Below are 19,406 nucleotides of genomic sequence, written 5' to 3'. Positions count from 1 at the left end.
CACGACATCCGACGCCCCGTCAGGGACGATGGGGGAGAAGACATCCGACGCCCCGTCAGGGAGAGCGATGAGACTCCTGAGCCGTGCCCTGCTGACCACCGCCGTGCTCTGCGCACCCGTCACCGCCCTCACCCCCCACGCCACCGCCGCCACCGGCTGCGCCTCCTCCGTGCCCTACGTCTCCGGACAGGGCGGCTACGACACCTACCGCATCCCCGCCACCGTCACGACCCGCCGTGGCACGGTCCTCGCCTTCGCCGAGGGACGGCACAACAGCGCGGGCGACACCGGAGACATCGACGTGGTGCTGCGCCGCTCCGCCGACGGCGGCTGCACCTGGGGCCCGCTCTCCGTGGTCGCCGCGGGCCAGGGTGACACCCGCGGCAACCCGGCGCCCGTGGTCGACCCGCGCACCGGCACGGTCGTCCTGCTGACCTCGTACAACAGCGGAAAGGTCACCGAGGCGCAGATCATGCGCGGCGAGGTCACGCCCGAGCAGAGCCGCCGAGTGTTCGTCCAGCGCAGCCGCGACGACGGTGCCCACTTCGACGCGCCCCGCGACATCACGGCCGACGTCAAGGCGCCCCACTGGCGCTGGTACGCGACCGGTCCCGGACACGCCGTCGCCCTCACCCACGGCCGGCACGCGGGTCGCCTGGTCGTCCCCGCGAACCACTCCGCGGCCCCGCCCGCCGGTTCCCCGGACACCGGCCAGGAGCCGCGCTGGTACGGCGCCCACGCCCTCTACAGCGACGACGGAGGCCGCCGCTGGAAGGTCGGTTTCGTCGACGACTCCTACGACGGTGTGAACAACTCCAACGAGTCCACCGCCGCCCAACTCCCCGACAGCAGGCTCTACTTCTCCTCCCGCGACCAGAACGGCACCAGTACCGGCAACCGCCTCGACAGCTACTCCCGCGACGGCGCCCGCACCCTCACCCGCCCGTACACGGTCCAGCCCACCCTGAACGAGGCCCCAGTGGTCCAGGCGAGCGTCCTCCAACTCCCGGGCAGGGGAGCCCCGTTGCTCTTCTCGTCCCCTTCGGTCCCGACGGCCCGCCAGTCAATGGCGATCTGGAGCAGCAGCAACGGGGGCAGAACCTTCACCAAGGCCATCACCTTGTCCCAACAGAAGGCCGCCTACTCGGACTTGGTCCCTCTGGGCAGAGGAACGTTCGGCATTCTCTACGAAACGGGCAAGACGGGAACGTACGACACGATCGAGTTCCGCAGACTGCGGGTCACCGACCTGACGTAGGGCGCCCGCACCGCCCTGACAGGGACGCGGGGCTGTGTTGGATTCGCGGCTCCGCCGCGGGGCGCGACCGGTCACCGACATGCCCCGGGCCCTGCAACGCCGCCAGGGGCGCGGGGAACTGCGCGACAAGCCACGACGAGCCCGCACCCGCGCAACAGGAGTTCCCCGCCCCCACCCCGGGCGATCTACACCAGCCCCGCACCGGCAAGGTACTTCGCCACACACTCCACCTCATGCGAAGCAAGCGGCACCTGCGGCTCAGCGGTAACCGGGCAGTCAATGACCCCCCGCAGATGCAGCGCAGCCTTGAACGCTCCCAGCGCCGAGGAACTGCCCCCCATCCGCGCCGAGTCCCCCACCCCCACCAGCCCGAACAACGCACAGAGCCGCTCCTGCTCGGCCCGGGCGAGCCCCATGTCCCCCGCCCGGCACAGCCGGTAGAGCCGCACATACCCGTGCGGATCCACGTTGGCGAGCCCCGGCACCACCCCGTCCGCCCCCATGGCGAGCGCCGCGTCGACAACGACCTCCGACCCGGTGAGCACACTGAACCCGGGCAGTGACCGCGCGCCCACGACGACCTCCCGGAACCCCCCGAGGTCACCGCTGGAGTCCTTCAGCCCGGCCAGCGTGCCGTCCGCGGCGAGTTCAAGGACCAGCCCGGCGGAGAGCTTGGAGTGCACGGAGCGCGGAAGGTCGTACGCGAGGACGGGGACCGGGCTGCGCTCGGCGAGCAGCCGGTAGTGGCGGGCGATCTCCGCGGGATGGGTGGCGGTGTAGAAGGGCGCGGTGGCGACCACGGCGTCGGCGCCCGCCGCGGCGGCGGAGGCGACGTGGTCGAGGACGCGGGGGGTCGTCATGTCGATCGCGCCCGCGAGCACCGGCAGCCGTCCGCCGACATGGCCCACCACGGTCTCGACGACGAGCCGCCGCTGCCGGTCCGTCAGATACGCGGCCTCCGACGTCGATCCGAGCACGAACAGCCCGTGCACCCCGCCCGCCGTCAGGTGGTCGACCAGCCGCAGCAGCGAGGGGACGTCCACCTCGCGGTCCGGCGTCAGGGGGGTGCAGACGGGCGGGACGACGCCGGTGAGGGGGGCGGGCAGGGACATCAGATCTCCCGGAGGTGGGTCTGGCGGACGAGGTCGCGGGTCGACTCGTCCTCCTCCACAGGATGGTGGCAGCGGAAGCGGTGGCCGGGCGCCGACGCGGCCGAGAAATCGGGCATTTCGCCCGCGCAGACGTCGTCGGCCTTCCAGCAGCGGGTACGGAACGGGCAGCCGGACGGCGGCCGGGTCGCCGACGGCACCGGGCCCACCAGCGGAATCGGGTCGATCGGATCGAGCAGTCCGGGTGTCGCGGAGAACAGGGCGCGGGTGTACGGATGCCGGGCGTGGTCGGTGACCCGGCCGGCCGGGGCCTCCTCGACGATCCGGCCGAGGTACATGGTGATCACCCGGTCGCTCATCCTGCGGACCGTCTGGATGTCGTGCGAGACGAACACCAGCGCGAGCCCGAGGCGGTCCTTGAGGTCGAGCAGGAGGTTGAGGATCTGGGCGCGTACGGATACGTCGAGGGCGCTGGTCGGTTCGTCGGCCACCACGAGGTCGGGGTCGAGGGCGAGGGCCCGCGCGATCGCGACGCGCTGGCGCTGGCCGCCGGAGAGCTGTCCGGGCAGCCCGTCGGCGAGCGCGGTCGGCAGGCCCACGAGCGCCATCAGTTCCCGTACCCGCTCCTCGCGCTGGGCCCGGGTGCCGCGGCCGTGCACGTCGAGCGGGTCGCGCAGGATCTGGCGGATGCTCAGCCGGCGGTTCAGGGCCGTCGACGGGTCCTGGAAGATCATGCCGGTGTGGGCGCCGACGGCCGCGCGCCGGGCGCCGGGCGGCATCGCCCACAGATCCCGCCCGCGGAACTCCACCGTGCCCGCGGTCGGCCGCTCGACCCCCACCAGCACCTTCGCCAGGGTGGACTTGCCGCAGCCGGACTCCCCGACGACCCCGACCGTCTCCCCGGCCCGTACGGCGAAGTCGGCGCCGGTGAGCGCGTGCACCCGGTCCCGGGTGAACAGCCCCCCGCTGCGGGCCCTGTGCACCACGGCGGCGCCCTTCAGCTCGATCAGCGCGGACCTCCCGTCGGACCCGCCGGCGTCCTCGGGTTTGACCAGCGCGTTCATCGGACCGCCTTCCTGACCGTGGCCTCGACGGCCCCGACGGCAACGCTCGTGTTCACGTGACCGCCTCGCTCTCCGTCGTCACCAGGTCGATGGCCGGGTGGTGGCAGGCCGCCGTGTGGGTGGGGGTGCCGGACAGGACGGGGGCCGTGGTGCGGCAGACGTCCGTCGACATCGGGCAGCGGTCGGCGAAACGGCAGCCGGCCGGGAAGTCGGCGGGAGAGGGGACGACACCCTTGATCTGCGTCATGCGTTCGGCCGCGCCCTCCAGGGACAGCACACTGCCGAGCAGGCCGCGTGTGTAGTGGTGGGCCGGTGCCTCCACCAGGTCGGCCGTCACACCGCTCTCGACGATCTGGCCGCCGTACATCACCACCACCCGGTCGGTGATGTCCGCGATCAGCGCCAGGTCGTGCGAGACCAGGACCAGGGCGAAGCCCAACTCCTCGCGCAGGCGCAGCAGAAGCTGTATCACCTGGGCCTGCACGGTCACGTCGAGCGCGGTCGTCGGCTCGTCGGCGACGATCAGCTTCGGGTCGCGGGACAGGGCCATGGCGATCAGGACACGCTGGCGCTGGCCGCCGGAGAGCTCGTGCGGGTAGCTGCGCAGGGTGCGGTCGGGGTCGAGGCCGACCAGGGCCAGCAGCTCCGCGGGGCTGCGGTGCCCACCGCGGCGGACGACCTGCTTCAGCTGGGAGCGGATCGACATCGCCGGGTTCAGCGAGGAGAGGGCGTCCTGGTAGATCATCGCCATCTCGTGGCCGAGCAGCCTACGGCGGACCCGCATCGGCTCGGCGAGCAGGTCGCGCTGGTGGAAGCGGACCTGGCCGGACACGCGGGCGCCCTTGGGCTGGAGCCCCATCACGGTCAGCGCGGTCAGGGACTTGCCGCAGCCGGACTCGCCGACCAGGCCCAGCACCTCGCCGGGCCGCACCTCGAAGCTGATGCCGTCGACGATGTCGACGCCCCGGTGGCGGGCGTCGAAGCCGATGGCGAGGTTCTCCACGGCGAGCACGGGCTGTCCGTCGGGCAGCGGCCGGGCCCGGGAGCGCAGCCGGCGGGCCGCCTCCGCCATCCCGGGCAGCTGGACCACCACTCCGCTGCCGGGTTCGGGTGTCTCCAGCTCGTCGCCCCGGTCCTCGGGGATCTCGACGTCCCGGGCCGCGGGCGCCGCCCACGCGTCGGAGACGCCCTCGGAGAGGATGTTCAGCGACAGCACGGTGACCAGCATGACCAGGCCGGGGAAGACGGTCGCCCACCAGCCGCCGGTCAGCACCATGTTCTTGCCGTCCGCGATGACACTGCCCCAGGACGGGTCCGGCGGCCGCACCCCCGCCCCGATGAACGACAGCGACGCCTCGAACACGATCGCCTCGGCGACCTGGACCGTGCAGAACACCAGGACGGGCGCGGCACAGTTGATGGCCACGTGCCGCCACACGATGTGCGGGGTGCGCGCGCCGATCACCCGCTCGGCCGTCACGTAGTCCTCGCCGTACTGGGCCAGCACGTTCGCGCGGACGACCCGGGCGACCGGCGGGGTGAACAGGAACGCGATCGCACAGATCAGGACCGTGATGCCACCACCGAAGACCGCGACCAGTACGGCCGCCAGCGCGATGCCGGGGAACGCCATCACGACGTCCAGGCAGCGCATCAGCGTCTCGTCGACCGCCTTGCGGGAGGTCGCCGCGACCGCCCCGATCAGCGCGCCCGCGACCAGCGCCAGCCCGGTCGCGCCGAGCCCGATCGCCAGCGACCAGCGGGCGCCGTACATCAGCCGGCTGAGGATGTCCCGGCCCAGACTGTCCTGGCCCATCCAGTGCGCGGCGGACGGACGCCCGGTGCCGTCGACCGGCGGGAACTGCTCCAGCGGGTCGTAGGGGGAGAGCAGCGGCGCGAACACCGCCACCACCACGACCACCACGAGGAAGCAGACGGCCACCTTCGACAGGAGCGGCAGCCGGCGCCAGCCGCGCAGCCGGACGCCGGGACGGGAGAGGGCCTCGGTCAGGGCCCTGCGGGTCATGATCATGCCGTCGAGTCCCTCAGTCGCGGGTTGACCAGCAGATACAGGATGTCGATGACGAGGTTCACCACGACGAAGCCGACCGCCGTGGTGATGACGACCCCCTGGACGACCGCCGGGTCACCGTTCTTCACGGCGTCGATCATCAGCTTCCCCATGCCGGGCAGCGAGAAGATCGTCTCGATGACGACCGCGCCGCCGAGGAGGTAGCCGACCCGGAGGCCGAGCACGGTCAGCGGGTTGATCAGCGCGTTGCGCAGCACGTTCCGCCCCACCACGACATGGGGCGGCAGCCCGCTGCCGATCGCGGTGCGGACGTAGTCCTTGTCCAGTTCCTCCACGACCGAGGTGCGCACGATCCGGGTGAGCTGCGCGGCGACCGGCAGCGAGAGGGCCAGCGCCGGCAGGGTCATCGTCTTCAGCCAGCCGGTGAAGGAGTCGGCCGGGTTGATGTAGCCGCCGGCCGGGAACCAGCCGAGGCCCACCGCGAAGTACTGGATCATCAGCAGCGCCAGCCAGAAGCCGGGCGCCGCGACCCCGATCAGGGACACGATCCGGATGATCTGGTCCGGCAGCCGGTCCCGGTAGATCGCGGCCGTCACCCCGCCGGCCAGCGACAGCACCACCGCGATGGCCAGACCGAGGAAGGTGAGCTGCACGGTCAGCGGCAGGGCGGTGGTCACCTGGTCCAGGACCTCGCCGCGGGTCAGCACGCTGGTGCCGAGATTGCCGTGGACGAGATCGACCACGAAGTCGAGGTAGCGCACCGGCAGCGGATCGAGCAGCCCGTGCTCCTCGCGGAAGTCGTGCAGCTGCTCGGGCGTCGGATTGGCGCCCTGGAAGAACGCGGACGCCGGATCGACGTCCGAGAACCGCATCACCACGAACACGAACAGCACGATGCCGAGCATCAGCGGCACCAGCAGCAGGATCCGTCGGATCAGGATCCTGACGACGGCGACCATGGACGACTCCCCTTCGTCAGACCCATTTGGCCTGGAGCAGATTGATCCCCGGGTACGGCTGGGCCCGCACCCCGGTCAGCCGGCGCGGATCCCAGGCGGTCATCAGCTCGTTGTGCACGACCGGATAGAGCACGGCCTGCTCGGCGACGACATCGATGTAGTCCTGGACCATCGCCTTCTTGCGGGCGGCGTCCGGCTCGCGCGTCGCCCGGTCCATGTCCTTGAACAGCTGCTTCGCCACCGGGTCGGCCGCCCACCGGGTGTAGCCCATCCACAGGTTCTCGGGCCCGTAGTTGTAGTGCATGATCAGATCGGCGTCGAGGCCGAACTGGTTGGGGTTCGAGGCGGCGGCCACCACCTGGTAGTCCTGCTTCTGGTCCAGCTTGGTGAAGACGGCCGTGGTCTCCTGCGGCGCCAGCGTGGTGCTCACCCCGATCGCGTCCCACGACGCCTTGATGGTGGGCAGACAGTCCGTGATCCAGCTGACGTTCACCGCCATGAGCTCCACGTTCAGCCCGCGCACCCCGGCCGCCTTCAGCAGCGCCCGCGCCTTGTCGGGGTCGTGGTCGTAGACCGTCCTCGCCCGCCGGTACGAGGGGTTCGCCTCGTTCAGGAACGAGCTGGCCGCCCTGCCGTGGCCCTTGAGCGCCACGTCCACGATGGTGTCGGTGTCGATGGCGTGGTGCAGCGCCTGGCGCACCCGGACGTCGTCGAACGGCTTGTGCGCGGTGTTGAACATCAGGAACAGGTTGTTCATCCCGGCCCCGCTGCCCACGTCCATCCCACCGCCCCGCAACTGCGCGATGTTGGCGTACGGGATGTTGTCCGCGATCTGCACCCCCGCCCCGGCGCCGGAGATCATCGCGACCCGGGGGGCCGCGTCCACGATCGTCAGCCAGTTCATCCGGGCGAAGGCGGGCGGGCGCGGGCCGTTGTAGCGGTCGTAGGCCTCGAACGTGGTGTTCGACTTCGGGTGGTGCGCGGACTGCCGGTACGGGCCCGAGCCGATCGCGAGACCCTTGATCGCGTCGTCCCAGCCGCCCGGCCGGGAGTAGATGTGCCGGGGCATGACCTTGGCCAGCGTGAGCCGCGAGATCCCGTCCGGGAAGGGGAACTTGAGGGTGAGCCCGACCCGGCGCGCGTCGATCCGCTCCACCCGGTCCAGCCAGGACGCGAAGAAGCCCTTGGCGAGGGTCGGGGTGTCCGGGTCGAGGATCCGGTCGAAGACGAAGACCACGTCGTCGGCGGTGACCGGCTTCCCGTCGTGGAAGGTGGCGCCCTCACGCAGGGTGAAGTCCCAGGTGGTGGCGTCCGGATCGGGCGGCAGCGCGGTGGCGAGCGCCGGGTAGGGGGCGCGCGTGATGGGGTCGGTGTCGACCAGGCCCTCGTAGATGTGGTTGTTGGCGGCCATGGAGAACGCGGACGCCGTCATCGTCGGGTCCCAGCTGCCGTCGTTGCCGTACCCGATCACCGCCGTCACCGCGCGGTCCGCGCCCGAGCCGCCGTCCCCGGCGTAGATCGTCGACTCCGGCCCGCACGCGGTGAGCGCCGAGGGGCCGGCCACGGCGGCGGCCAGCGCGCCGGAGAGTTTCAGGAACGACCGGCGGTCCGAGGAACGGCCGGACCGACGGCCGGTCGCCGGGACGTCGCGCACGTGGCCTCCAGCGGTGGGGGGAGAACTGCGGCGGGGGAGGGCGGCGAGGGGAGAGGCAGCGAGAGGGGGCGAGAGGGGGCGAGAGGGAGGGGGCGGCGAGCGGGAGGGGAACGGCGAGCGAGGGAGATACGACGTTCTACGTCCTGGTGGGCGCGACCCTAGGAAAGGCGCGGGGGGCGGTCAAGGGATCGCACACGAATGGCCCATCTGCCACAGGTCGGACCAATGACGGTGCCGCAGGACGGGAGTTGACGCTGGTCACCGGGCGGGGGAGGGGCGTGAGGCATCGTTCACGCGTACGATGCGGCGCATGTCCACGGACACCAGGAACAGTCGGCTCCAGCGAGCGGTCGTCCAGCTGATCCTGGACCGGGGGCTCCAGGCGGGGGCGCCGCTGCCCACCGAGACGGAGCTGATGGAGGACCTCGGCGTCAGCCGCAACTCCGTCCGGGAAGCCCTCAAGGCCCTCCAGGCCCTCGACATCGTCGAGATACGGCACGGCTACGGCACCTATGTCGGCCAGGCCTCCATGACCCCGCTCGTCGACGGGCTCACCTTCCGCACGCTCACCCGGCAGGGGGCCGACGCGGGCGCGCTCGCCGAGATCCTCCAGGTACGGGAGGTGCTGGAGGAGGGGCTGATCCGGCGGGTCGCGGCGACGCTCTCCGAGGCGGAGCTGGACGGTCTTGAGGCGGTTGTGGACCGGATGGAGAGTGCGGGGCGGCTGGGGGAGCGGTTCGACGAACTCGACCGTGAGTTCCACGAGTTGCTGTATGTGTCGCTCGGCAACGCGTTGGTGCCGCAGTTGCTCGGGGCGTTCTGGACGGTGTTTCACCGGGTGTCCGGGGCGCTGGGGCGGCCGGGGGTGCCGGCGCCCGAGGTGACGGTGGCGCGCCACCGGGACATCGTGAACGCGTTGCGCTCCCGCGATGTTCTGGCGGCTCAGCGGGCGATGGCTGTGCACTTCCACGGCATCGAGGCTCGGGCCGCGACGGAGGGTCGTGGGGGCGAGTGAGCTGGGTCGGCCGCGGGTCCGTTGTGGCGTGTCGCGCCCACGCGGCGGAGCCGCATCTTGACTGGAGCCCCGCGCCCCCAGGGGGTTGCCGGACCGCGGCCGACATGGTGAGGGCGTCTACGGCGCTGTCAGCTGGGCGGCGATGGCGGCGCCGTCCATCCAGACGTTCTCACGGGAGATCCGGCCGTCCTTGAACTCGAAGACGTGCAGCAGCCGGAAGGTGATCCGGCGGCCGTTGCCCGGGATGCCGAGCATCGACCCGGTGACCACGCCGGTGATCAGGTCCTCCACCGTGGCCGCGTTCTCCGCGTAGTACGTGTGGGTGCGCTCTTCCTTCTCGGACCGGAAGTCCTTGAGCAGTTGGCGGTAGCGGTCCAGCGCCTCGGCGGTGCCACGGGCCGGTCCGCCCGGCCAGCCGACCACGTCGTGCTCGATGTCGTCCGTGTACATCGCCACGGCCGCCTCCGCGTCCCCGTTTCCCTCGGCCTCGATGTGGGCCTGGATCAGAGCTTCCATTGCCTCGGGTGTCATGGCGCCCATGGAGCACCACCCCTCTCGTCATGCCGCTCGTCCGTAGGCGGGCGGCCCCCGTTTTTTGAGACGATGATACCGTAATGAGAAAAGTTTCTCACGACAAGAGGGGTATCGCATGACGGAGGGGCGCGTGAAGCAGAAGATGCGCACCCGGCGTGCGCTCATCGACGCCGCCGCCGCCCTGGTCCGCGAGGGCCGGTCGATCACGATCGCGGAGGCCGCCGAACGCGCCCAGGTCTCCGTGGCCACCGCCTACCGGTACTTCTCCAACCCGCAGGACCTGCTGGTGGAGACCAGGACCGTGGTGCGCGGCCCCGAGTTCCTCGCCGACCTGCCCGCCGACCCCGCGGAGCGGCTGGACACCGTGGTCTCCCGGACCGCCGACGCCCAGCTCGGCGACGAGGCGCTGTGGCGGACCCTGCTGAAGACCTCGATGGACCGCTGGTTCGAGCAGCGGACCGCCGGCACCGAGGACCCCGGCGGTGAACACCCCATCCGCAGCCGCTCCCGCGTGGAGCTCACCCGCACCGCCCTGGAGCCCCTCGCCGGCACCCTCCCGCCCGAACTGCACCGCAGACTCACCATGGCCGTCACCCTCGTCTACGGAGTGGAGGCCGTGATCAGCACCCGGGACGCCTGCGGACTCGACCCCGACGAGGCGAAGGACGTGATGCGCTGGGCCGCCGCCGCACTGCTGGAACACGCCCTCAAGGACACCCCGGACACCACCTCCTGACGGCCGGTCGGCGCGCCGGTCTCATCCCTTCGACGGGCCGCCGTAGACCTTCGGCGGACGGCGCGGACCCGGCCCCGCCCGGCAGGGTGGGCGTATGGACACGACCAAGGGAACACAGAGCACCGCCGGTTCCGGGGGCATCAGCCGGGGCCGGTTCCTGGCCGGAGCGGTCGCCCTCGGCGCGGCGGGCGCACTGCTGCCGACGGCCAACGCGACGGCGAGCGGGGTGGCGGAGTCCGGAGTCGGCCGCGGTGGCGGTGAACCGAGGAAGGCGGGCCTCAAGCGCCACGGCGTCGTCTACACCCTCGGTGCCGGCGAGACCCCCGGCACCGCCTGGAGCGCCGCCCGGATGCGCGAGGACGTCCGGATCATCCGCGATCAACTGCACGCCGACACCCTCGACGTCACCGGCGACGGCGTCGACCGCCTCAGGGCCACCGCCACCGAGGCCGCCGAACTCGGGCTGCACGTCTGGCTCCAGCCCACCCTCGGCGACCAGCCCGAGCGCGACATCCTGGAACACCTCGCCGAGACCGGCCGCCACGCGGAGCGGCTGCGCCGGCAGGGCGCGAGCGTCGAACTCAGCGTCGGCTGCGAGTTCTGGCTGTTCGTACCCGGCATCATCCCCGGCGCCAATGTGCTCGAACGGATCCAGAACCTGCTCAACGGCACCGTCGACCCCGAGCAGATGCAGCGCCGCCTCGACCGCTTCACCGCCAAGGCCGCCGCCGTCGGCCGCAAGGTCTTCGGCGGCCGGCTCAGCTACGCCGCCGCGCAGGACGACAAGGTCGACTGGGACCTCTTCGACGTCATCGGCATCGACTACTACTCGTACCACTCGCGCCCCGCCGACTACGTACGCGAACTCCGCGGCTACCTCAGCTGGGGCAAGCCCCTCGCGATCACCGAGTTCGGCAGCTGCACCTACCGGGGCGCCCCGGAGAGCGGCGGTATGGGCTGGGACGTCGTCGACTACGACAAGGACCCCCCTGAGATCAAGGGTGACCTGATCCGCGACGAGGACACCCAGGCCCGGTACGTCGGCGACCTTCTCGACGTCTTCGAGTCCATGGGCCTGTACGGCGCGATGGTCTTCGAATTCGTCACCGCGGACGCCGAACACCGCCCCGACGCCCCCCTCTACGACCTCGACATGGCCAGCTACGCCATAACCAAGCCCATCAAATCCCACCCGGGCGACCCAAACTCCACCTGGCACTGGAAACCAAAACAGGCCTTCCACGAGGTGGCCCGCAGATATGCCTGACCCAGCCTGCGGGCGGCACCCGGCAAGCGCCGGGTACCGCGTCCGACCGCTGTGATCCGAGCCCGGCCTACTTGCAGTACTTGTCGGCGCCGGGCCGCTGTCCCGTCGCCAGGAAGTGGGACACCGTCGCGTCCCCACAAGCGTTCCCGTTCTCCAGATAAGCGTCATGCCCGGTCGAGTCGACCGTCACCATGACCGCCCGATCCCCCAGCGCCGCCCGAAGCTTCCGCGCCCCGGCGAGCGGCGTGGCGATGTCCCGGGCGTTCTGCACCATCAGCACGTTCGACGGCCCCCGGTCGGTGATCCGCACCGGATCCTCCCGAGGCGGGAAGGACCAGGCCGCACACACCATGGCGTTACGCGGCATCCCATCCGTCAGCGGATACTTCACCCGGCTCTCCGCGACCCCCTTCTCGTACTCGGCGGCGTCGCCCGACCACACCACGTCGTTGCAGAGCGTCCCGGCACCGACCGCGGCGACGTTCTGCAACACCTCCTCCGGCGGCGCGGGCGGCGCCGGAGGCACCGTGCCCTCGCCGGCGGCCAGCATCAGCTTCGCCAGCCGCGGATAGCCGTCGGGGTCGTAGAGGCTGTCCAGCATGGTCTGGCGCAGCACGTTGCCGTTCAGCTCGGGCGGGTTGGCGCCCGGCCAGGGCAGCGGCTCGCGGTCGAGGCGGGCGGCGAGGCGCAGGAACAGCGGGCGTACGTCGGCGGCCCGGTCGGCGACCCGGTCCGGATTACCGGGCCGGGACGCCCACTTGGCGAACTCGGGGAAGTTGTCCTCGACGCCCTGCTCGAACCCGGCGAGCCAGGCGCGCGAGCCGATCACCGGGTCCGGGTTCAGATTGCTGTCGAGGACGACCCGGTCGGTGCGGTGCGGGAACAGCTGGTTGTAGATCGCGCCGACATAAGTGCCGTACGAGACGCCCCAGATGGAGAGCTTCCGCTCGCCGAGGGCGGCCCGGATGCGGTCGACGTCACGGGCGTTGTTCGCCGAGCTGATGTGCCGGATCAGCTCGCCGCCGTTCTCCGCGCAGGCCTGCGACGCGCGGCGTGCGGTGGCCATGTTCTCCGCGACCGAGCCGTCGGGGGCGGCATAGGGCCGCAGTCTGGTCAGGGCGAGGTCCTCGGTGGCGATCTGGCAACTCACCGGAGTGGAGGGGGCGTTGCCGCGCGGTGCGAAGCCGATCAGGTCGAAGGTCTCGCGTACCTTCCGCGGCAGCTCCTGGCCCTTCCCGGACGGGTCGTCGAGGCTGGTGCCGCCCGGTCCGCCGGGGATCAGCAGCAGCGCCCCGCGGCGCGCGGACGGCTTCTCGCTCGGGATGCGGGAGACGGCGATGTCGATGGTGGGTCCGCCGGGACGGGCGTAGTCCATGGGCACTTCGAGGGTGGCGCACTCCTGGCGCGGATCGAGACCCTCGCCGGAGCACTTCTTCCAGTCGAGCGGGGCGGGCCCGGACGGGGTCGCGGCGGACGCGGCCACCGGCCCGGTGAGGCCGAGCAGCAGCCCGGACGCGGCGATCAGTGTGGCGGTACGTGTGGTGGCGGTACGTGTGATCTTCTTCATGTGAAGAGCGTCGCGGATCACGGCGGGCCGCCACATCCGGGCAACAGCCTTGTTTTCACGGGGGTTTACCCCAGGCACCGTTCTCGGGGTCATCCCCGAGAACGGTGTCCGGCCGGGCTACTTCTCCCGCAGGTACGCCCCGAGCCGCTCGATCGCCGAGGGGTTGCGCGGGCTCTCCACGAGGTCCGCGTAGTCCAGTGTGAAGATCCGCTTGTTCCTGACCGCCGAGACGTTCCGCAGCGGCGCGTAGGACAGCAGGAAGTCCTTCTTCTGCTCGGCGCCGACATCGCCGTAGTCGCAGATGACGATCACCTCGGGGTCGCGCTCGACGACCGTCTCCCAGCCGACCGTCGTCCACGAGTCCGCGAGGTCGTGGGTGATGTTGTCGCCGCCGGCCTTGCCGATGATCTGGTCCGGCGCCGCGTACCGGCCGGAGGTGAAGGGCTGGTCCTCGCCGCTGTCGTACAGGAAGACCTTGGGCCGGTCGCCGGCCTCGGGCGCCTGCGCCTCGACGGCGGCGACCCGCTTCTTGAAGTCGGCGACGAGACCGGCGGCCCGCTGCTCGACCCCGAACAGCTCACCGAGGTTGGTGAGGTCCGCGTAGAGCGCCTCCAGCGGCGGCATCACACCGCGCGAGGTCTCGGTGCGGCCGTTGCGGCACGACTCGGTCAGCGTGTACGACGCGACGCCGAGCTTCTTCAGCGCGTCCGGGGTGAAGCCCTCGTCCTCCTTGAAGCCGTAGTTCCAGCCGGCGAAGACCATGTCGGCCTTCGCGTCGAGGACGATCTCCTTGGTCAGCTCGTTCTTCGAGAGCCACTCGACCTTGTCGTAGCCGTCCTTCCACGGCACCCCGTCCACCTCGCCCTTGTCGTCGGGCATCGCGAACCCGGCCATCCGGTCCTCAAGACCCAGCGCGAACATCAGCTCGGTGATACCGACGTCGTTGGTGACGACCCGGCTCGGGACCTTGTCGTACGTCACCTTCCTGCCGCAGTTGGTGAGCGTGACGGACGCGTCCGCCTTGGCGTCGGGTGCGTCCTTCTCCACCTCGGCGCCGCAGCCGGCGGTGACCAGGGCGGCGAGGGTGAGGGCGGCGGCAACGGGCTTGCGCATACGGGGGGTTCCTTATCGGGACGGCGGAAGGGAGGACACGGGGGAGGGCGCGGGAGGGCCGGCGGGCGCGGACCGTGGGAGCAGGTCGAAGAGCAGCTGCACGGCGCCGGTCTCGGGATGCCGTACCGGATGGGCACGGACCCCGAACACCTCGGCCAGCAGCTCGGGCGTGAGCACCTGCTCCGGCGGTCCGGAGGCGACGATCCGCCCGCCCGCGAGGACGTACAGCAACTCGCAGTGCGCGGCGGCCAGATTGAGGTCGTGCAGCGCGGCGAGCACGGTGACGCCCCCGCCCCCGCCCCCGTTTCCGACCAGTGACAGCACCTCCAGCTGGTGGGCGATGTCGAGATGGTTGGTGGGTTCGTCCAGGACCAGCACCCGCGGCTGCTGCGCCAGTGCCCGCGCGATCAGCACCCGCTGCCGCTCGCCGCCGGACAGCGCGAGGAACCCCCGCTCGGCGAGATGGCCGACGCCGGTCCGGTCCATCGCCTCGGCGCAGATCGCCCGGTCCTTCGCGGCCGTACGGTCCCGGTGCGGCAGCCGGCCCATCGCCACCACCTCGGCGACCGTGAAGTCGAACTCGGACGACGACTCCTGCGGCAGCGCCGCCAACCGCCGTGCGGCGGCCCGCGGTTCGAGCCCGTGCACGTCGTCGCCGTCGAGCCGGACGACCCCGGCGGCGGGCCGCATCGCCCGGTACACACACCGCAACAGGGTCGACTTGCCGCTTCCGTTGGGCCCGACGAGGCCCACGAACGCCCCGCTGTCCACCCGCATTCGGATGTCGTCCACCAGCCGCACCCCGGCGACCTCGACGGACACACCCTCCACGTCGAGCCGCATCAACGCCCCCCGAACGCATAGCCGCCCCGCCGCATCAGCAGCAGGAACGCCGGAACCCCGACCACCGCCGTGATCACCCCGACGGGCAGCTCGGCCGGCGCGAGCAACAGCCGCGACAGCACGTCCGCCCACACCAGCAGCAGCGCCCCGGCCACCGGCGCCACCGCGAGGACCCGTCGGTGATCGGCGCCGACCAGCATCCGTACGACGTGCGGCACCATCAGCCCGACGAAGCCGACGGCCCCGCTGACCGCGACCACCGTCCCGGTGACGGCGGCGGTCACCACGAACAGCTCCCGGCGCAGCCGCTCGGGCCGCACCCCGAGCGCGGCGGCCGTCTCGTCGCCCATGGCGAGCGCGTTCAGCGCCTCGGCGCGGGCCCGCAGCCACACCCAGCCGACGGCCACGGTCGCGGCGGCGATCGGCACCCGGCTCCAACTCGCCCCGCCCAGGCTGCCGAGCAGCCACATCATCGCCGAGCGCGCGGCCTCGCCGCGGGCCGCCGAGAACACCATCACGGTGGTCAGCGCCTCGAAGCCGTACGCCAGTGCCGTACCGGTCAGGATCAGCCGCAGCGGGGTGAGACCGTGGGCGGAACGGGCGACGGCGTAGACGATCGCCATCGAGGCGAGCGCGGACACGAACGCGGAGACCGACAGCGCCCACACGCCGAGCCCCGCGAACAGGCCCATCAGGATCACGGCGTTGGCGCCGACGGCGGCGCCGGACGAGATGCCGAGCACAAACGGGTCGGCGAGCGCGTTGCGCACCATCGCCTGCACGGCCACCCCGACGGTGGCGAGCCCCGCCCCGACGACGGCCGCGAGCACCACCCGCGGCAGCCGCAGCTCCCAGACGATCGTGTACGCGGCCACGTCCCGTTCGGCGATCGTGCCGCCGGTGAACCCGGCCCGCAGCAGCGAGAGGACCTCGCCCCAGCCGATCCCCGCGGCCCCGAGCGCGACCCCGCAGACCAGCGAGCCGAGCAGCAGCAGGGCGAGCACGGCGACGAGCAGGGGTACGGGCATCCGGCCGGGACGCGGCAGGGCCGGACGGGTCCGGCCGGTACGTATGTGGCCCGGATGTCGGCGCACGGGGCGGTCCTTCGCCTCGGCTCGCAGTCCACGGCGAGCGATCAACAGGTGGCATACCGGCCACGGGTGATCGGGCTCGTACGGGGACCGTGTCCTCGTACACACCGTTGCGGGTCAGCGCCGGAATCTCACCGGACTTCCCCCGGGGAAGGCACCCGGAGACTAACACCGCGGTCCGGCGCGGGGGTGGCCCCGTGGTGTCCGCCACAATCCGCCATGTCCGTCGGTCATCTCATCGAATTCCGGCACAACCACTCGAAAACGCCGACGATTCACGGCTCGGAACGGGATGCCTGTATTGGCCCGGGAAATCCGGCGGGGGATTTTCTCTGACGGGCGTCGAGATTCCGTGTCACACCCCGCCAGATGAATCGCGTGAGCCCTTGGCCATGGCCAACACCTGCGGAAACGCCGTAACTTGGACCCGCGCGGGAGACAAGCCGACGACGAGTCTACGGGCACGGACCCGGCCCGGAGGTGAAAAGCTTGAGATACGGAAAAGCCGGGGAACCACGGGTCAGCACAACACCTGGCGCGGTGCGCCGAAGACACGGAGGAAACCTTGAGGGAATTGCGGGTCGCGGGCGAATGGGCCGGTATTCCGCTGCTGTCGGAGCACATCGGGGCGGCCCTGCGATGAGGACGTCCAAGCCACCGGTCGGCACGTACGTCGTCGACACCCGCAGTGGGCGGGTGGGCGTGGTGATGGGCCACGAGGGGCCCTACGTCCAGCTGCGGCCGGTCGGCGGCGGCCGGGAGTGGGACTGCGCGCCCGACGGGGTCCGCGCGGCCACCAGCGGCGAACGCCTGCGCGCGGCGACCGCCTACGAGAACGCCCGCAGCCGCGGGGAGGTCCCTTGAAGAGGGGAGGTCCTGTGAAGGGCCCGGAGCGGCCCCGGGCACCGTCCGCGTGGGCGAGAATGGCCTCATGAGCCTGTTCCGTGACGACGGTGTGGTCCTGCGCACCCAGAAGCTTGGTGAGGCGGATCGCATCATCACCATGCTCACGCGCGGGCACGGGCGGGTGCGGGCCGTGGCGCGGGGGGTGCGGCGGACCAAGTCCAAGTTCGGGGCCCGGCTGGAGCCGTTCTCCCACGTCGACGTGCAGTTCTTCGCACGCGGCAGTGAACTGATCGGGCGTGGCCTGCCGCTGTGCACCCAGAGCGAGACCATCGCCGCGTACGGCGGCGGCATCGTCACCGACTACGCCCGCTACACCGCCGGCACCGCCATGCTGGAGACGGCCGAACGTTTCACCGACCACGAGGGCGAGCCCGCGGTCCAGCAGTACCTGCTGCTGGTCGGCGCCCTGCGCACCCTCGCCCGCGGCGAGCACACCCCGCACCTCGTCCTCGACGCCTTCCTGCTGCGCTCCCTCGCCGTGAACGGCTACGCACCGAGCTTCGGCGACTGCGCGAAGTGCGGTATGCCCGGCCCGAACCGCTTCTTCTCCGTCTCCTCCGGCGGCTCCGTCTGCGTGGACTGCCGGGTGGCCGGCAGCGTCGTACCCTCGCCGCAGACCCTGGAACTGCTCGGCGCGCTGCTTACGGGAGACTGGGACACCGCGGACGCCTGCGAGCCGCGACACGTCCGGGAGGGCAGCGGGCTGGTGTCCGCCTACCTGCACTGGCATCTGGAGCGGGGACTGCGGTCCCTGCGGTACGTCGAGAAGTTCGCCGAGCAGGCCGGGAAAGCCGAGAAGTAGGCACGGCCAAGAGGAGACGAGAAACACATGGTGGTACGCGGGATCCTGGGGAGCCGGCGCCGTGAGTACGCGACACCGGAACCGCATCCGTCCGGCGCCCGTCCGCCGAAGCTGCCCGGTGAACTGATCCCGCGCCACGTGGCGATCGTCATGGACGGCAACGGCCGCTGGGCCAAGGAGCGCGGACTGCCGCGCACCGAGGGCCACAAGGTGGGCGCGGAGTGCGTGCTCGACGTCCTCCAGGGCGCGATCGAGATGGGCGTCGGCGCGATCTCGCTGTACGCGTTCTCCACCGAGAACTGGAAGCGCTCGCCCGACGAGGTCCGCTTCCTGATGAACTTCAACCGGGACTTCATCCGCAAGACCCGCGACCAGCTCGACGGTCTTGGCGTGCGGGTGCGCTGGGTCGGCCGGATGCCCAAGCTGTGGCGCTCGGTGGCCAAGGAGCTCCAGATCGCCCAGGAGCAGACGAAGGACAACAACCGGCTCACGCTGAACTTCTGCATGAACTACGGCGGCCGTGCGGAGATCGCCGACGCGGCGAAGGCGCTGGCCGAGGACGTGAAGGCGGGCCGGCTCGACCCGTCGAAGGTCACGGAGAAGACGTTCGCGAAGTACCTGTACTACCCGGACATGCCGGACGTGGACATGTTCCTGCGGCCGAGCGGGGAGCAGCGCACGTCCAACTACCTGATCTGGCAGAGCGCGTACGCCGAGATGGTCTTCCAGGACGTGCTGTGGCCGGACTTCGACCGGCGTGACCTGTGGCGCGCCTGCGTCGAGTACGCCTCACGGGACCGACGGTTCGGCGGTGCGATCCCCAACGAGGAACTCCTTGCCATGGAAGGCAAGCAGGACTGACGCCCTCGGGTGCGACGCCCTAAGGGGCGCGGGGCTGTGTCAGTGTGCGGCTCCGCCGCGTGGGCGCGACAAGCCCACCACTACCCGCGCCCCGAAGCCGTCAACGGCCCACAACGGCGCTTACGAACCGCTCGCCTTGCCCGCGCAGTCGGCACACGTACCGAAGATCTCGACCGTGTGCGCCACGTTCACATACCCGTGCTCCCGGGCGATCGCCTCCGCCCAGGACTCCACCGCCGGCCCCTCCACCTCCACCGCCTTGCCGCACGCGCGGCAGACCAGATGGTGATGGTGCTCGCCGGTGGAGCAGCGGCGGTACACGGACTCGCCGTCGGACGTGCGCAGGACATCGACCTCACCGGCGTCGGCGAGGGACTGGAGGGTGCGGTAGACCGTGGTGAGCCCCACCGCGTCACCCTTGTGCTTGAGCATGTCGTGCAGCTCCTGGGCGCTGCGGAACTCGTCGACCTCGTTCAGGGCGGCCGACACGGCAGCACGCTGCCGGGTGGCGCGGCCCTTGACGGGCGGTCCAGCGGTGGGCACTGGTTGCCTCCTTGCGTCTGCGTCTTGCCGGGCCATTGTGCCAGCCCGGTCT

Annotated in this window: 18 protein-coding genes and 1 riboswitch; of the genes, 7 read left to right on the top strand and 11 right to left on the bottom strand. The window is 71.3% G+C overall.

Annotation, left to right across the window (positions count from 1 at the left end):
- The first annotated feature begins 67 nt into the window (after nt 1-67).
- Nucleotides 68-1,258 (top strand): exo-alpha-sialidase, encoded by a 1,191-nt coding sequence (locus ACIQAC_RS04090; protein ID WP_402186740.1) that lies wholly within the window; start codon nt 68-70, stop codon nt 1,256-1,258.
- 185 nt (nt 1,259-1,443) lie between these two features.
- Here ACIQAC_RS04090 and ACIQAC_RS04085 read toward each other — a convergent pair whose 3' ends face one another.
- The 5 genes from ACIQAC_RS04085 to ACIQAC_RS04065 are packed head-to-tail and all read right to left on the bottom strand — an operon-like array spanning nt 1,444 to nt 8,076.
- Nucleotides 1,444-2,370 carry a dihydrodipicolinate synthase family protein gene (locus tag ACIQAC_RS04085; protein WP_402186738.1) on the bottom strand — a complete coding sequence of 309 codons (927 nt, stop codon included), beginning with the start codon at nt 2,368-2,370 and terminating at the stop codon, nt 1,444-1,446.
- Nucleotides 2,370-3,431, bottom strand: coding sequence for an oligopeptide/dipeptide ABC transporter ATP-binding protein (locus tag ACIQAC_RS04080; protein ID WP_402186736.1), 1,062 nt, complete (start codon nt 3,429-3,431; stop codon nt 2,370-2,372). Before ACIQAC_RS04080 ends, ACIQAC_RS04085 begins: the two co-directional genes overlap by 1 nt.
- A 52-nt stretch (nt 3,432-3,483) precedes the next feature.
- Nucleotides 3,484-5,463 carry a dipeptide/oligopeptide/nickel ABC transporter permease/ATP-binding protein gene (locus ACIQAC_RS04075; RefSeq protein WP_402186735.1) on the bottom strand — a complete coding sequence of 660 codons (1,980 nt, stop codon included), beginning with the start codon at nt 5,461-5,463 and terminating at the stop codon, nt 3,484-3,486.
- Nucleotides 5,460-6,422 carry an ABC transporter permease gene (locus ACIQAC_RS04070; protein WP_402186733.1) on the bottom strand — a complete coding sequence of 321 codons (963 nt, stop codon included), beginning with the start codon at nt 6,420-6,422 and terminating at the stop codon, nt 5,460-5,462. Before ACIQAC_RS04070 ends, ACIQAC_RS04075 begins: the two co-directional genes overlap by 4 nt.
- A gap of 16 nt (nt 6,423-6,438) precedes the next feature.
- Nucleotides 6,439-8,076 carry an ABC transporter substrate-binding protein gene (locus ACIQAC_RS04065; protein ID WP_402186731.1) on the bottom strand — a complete coding sequence of 546 codons (1,638 nt, stop codon included), beginning with the start codon at nt 8,074-8,076 and terminating at the stop codon, nt 6,439-6,441.
- A gap of 301 nt (nt 8,077-8,377) precedes the next feature.
- Here ACIQAC_RS04065 and ACIQAC_RS04060 point away from each other — a divergent pair, with 301 nt between their 5' ends.
- Nucleotides 8,378-9,091, top strand: a complete 714-nt coding sequence (locus ACIQAC_RS04060) for a FadR/GntR family transcriptional regulator (protein WP_402186729.1) — start codon at nt 8,378-8,380, stop codon at nt 9,089-9,091.
- A gap of 117 nt (nt 9,092-9,208) precedes the next feature.
- On the opposite strand, the gene ACIQAC_RS04055 is transcribed toward ACIQAC_RS04060, so the two are convergent.
- Nucleotides 9,209-9,622, bottom strand: coding sequence for a nuclear transport factor 2 family protein (locus tag ACIQAC_RS04055; RefSeq protein ID WP_402186727.1), 414 nt, complete (start codon nt 9,620-9,622; stop codon nt 9,209-9,211).
- A 118-nt stretch (nt 9,623-9,740) separates the two neighbouring features.
- Here ACIQAC_RS04055 and ACIQAC_RS04050 point away from each other — a divergent pair, with 118 nt between their 5' ends.
- Both ACIQAC_RS04050 and ACIQAC_RS04045 read left to right on the top strand, forming a co-directional pair.
- On the top strand, nt 9,741-10,361 hold the full coding sequence (locus tag ACIQAC_RS04050) for a TetR/AcrR family transcriptional regulator (protein ID WP_402186725.1): 621 nt from the start codon (nt 9,741-9,743) through the stop codon (nt 10,359-10,361).
- A gap of 94 nt (nt 10,362-10,455) precedes the next feature.
- Nucleotides 10,456-11,628 (top strand): abortive phage infection protein, encoded by a 1,173-nt coding sequence (locus ACIQAC_RS04045; protein ID WP_402186723.1) that lies wholly within the window; start codon nt 10,456-10,458, stop codon nt 11,626-11,628.
- Nucleotides 11,629-11,695: 67 nt separating this feature from the next.
- Here the strand turns inward: ACIQAC_RS04045 and ACIQAC_RS04040 are convergent, their stop codons facing one another.
- The 4 genes from ACIQAC_RS04040 to ACIQAC_RS04025 form a co-directional block, all read right to left on the bottom strand.
- Nucleotides 11,696-13,195, bottom strand: coding sequence for an alpha/beta hydrolase (locus ACIQAC_RS04040; protein WP_402186722.1), 1,500 nt, complete (start codon nt 13,193-13,195; stop codon nt 11,696-11,698).
- Nucleotides 13,196-13,312: 117 nt separating this feature from the next.
- Nucleotides 13,313-14,308 (bottom strand): ABC transporter substrate-binding protein, encoded by a 996-nt coding sequence (locus ACIQAC_RS04035; protein WP_402186720.1) that lies wholly within the window; start codon nt 14,306-14,308, stop codon nt 13,313-13,315.
- Nucleotides 14,309-14,320: 12 nt separating this feature from the next.
- Entirely contained in the window at nt 14,321-15,151 is an 831-nt protein-coding gene (locus ACIQAC_RS04030; protein WP_402186718.1) for an ABC transporter ATP-binding protein, read from the bottom strand.
- Nucleotides 15,151-16,179, bottom strand: a complete 1,029-nt coding sequence (locus ACIQAC_RS04025; RefSeq protein ID WP_402186967.1) for a FecCD family ABC transporter permease — start codon at nt 16,177-16,179, stop codon at nt 15,151-15,153. Before ACIQAC_RS04025 ends, ACIQAC_RS04030 begins: the two co-directional genes overlap by 1 nt.
- Nucleotides 16,180-16,309: 130 nt before the next feature.
- Nucleotides 16,310-16,388: riboswitch (cobalamin riboswitch) on the bottom strand.
- A 493-nt stretch (nt 16,389-16,881) separates the two neighbouring features.
- Between ACIQAC_RS04025 and ACIQAC_RS04020 the strand changes: the two genes are divergently transcribed.
- The 3 genes from ACIQAC_RS04020 (at nt 16,882) to ACIQAC_RS04010 (ending at nt 18,811) form a co-directional block, all read left to right on the top strand.
- Entirely contained in the window at nt 16,882-17,106 is a 225-nt protein-coding gene (locus tag ACIQAC_RS04020) for a hypothetical protein (RefSeq protein ID WP_402186716.1), read from the top strand.
- A 67-nt stretch (nt 17,107-17,173) separates the two neighbouring features.
- On the top strand, nt 17,174-17,950 hold the full coding sequence (gene recO, locus ACIQAC_RS04015) for a DNA repair protein RecO (RefSeq protein ID WP_402186714.1): 777 nt from the start codon (nt 17,174-17,176) through the stop codon (nt 17,948-17,950).
- Between the two features lie 27 nt (nt 17,951-17,977).
- The gene (locus ACIQAC_RS04010) at nt 17,978-18,811 is read left to right on the top strand and encodes an isoprenyl transferase (RefSeq protein ID WP_402186712.1); all 834 of its coding nucleotides are present in this window, start codon (nt 17,978-17,980) and stop codon (nt 18,809-18,811) included.
- 120 nt (nt 18,812-18,931) lie between these two features.
- On the opposite strand, the gene ACIQAC_RS04005 is transcribed toward ACIQAC_RS04010, so the two are convergent.
- Nucleotides 18,932-19,354, bottom strand: a complete 423-nt coding sequence (locus ACIQAC_RS04005; protein WP_402186710.1) for a Fur family transcriptional regulator — start codon at nt 19,352-19,354, stop codon at nt 18,932-18,934.
- Between the last annotated feature and the right edge of the window lie 52 nt (nt 19,355-19,406).

It is taken from the genome of Streptomyces sp. NPDC088387, assembly GCF_044753385.1.
In the GTDB taxonomy this organism is placed as follows: domain Bacteria; phylum Actinomycetota; class Actinomycetes; order Streptomycetales; family Streptomycetaceae; genus Streptomyces.
Note: the sequence above shows the minus strand (reverse complement) of the source record. Positions and strands in the feature narration are given on the sequence as shown.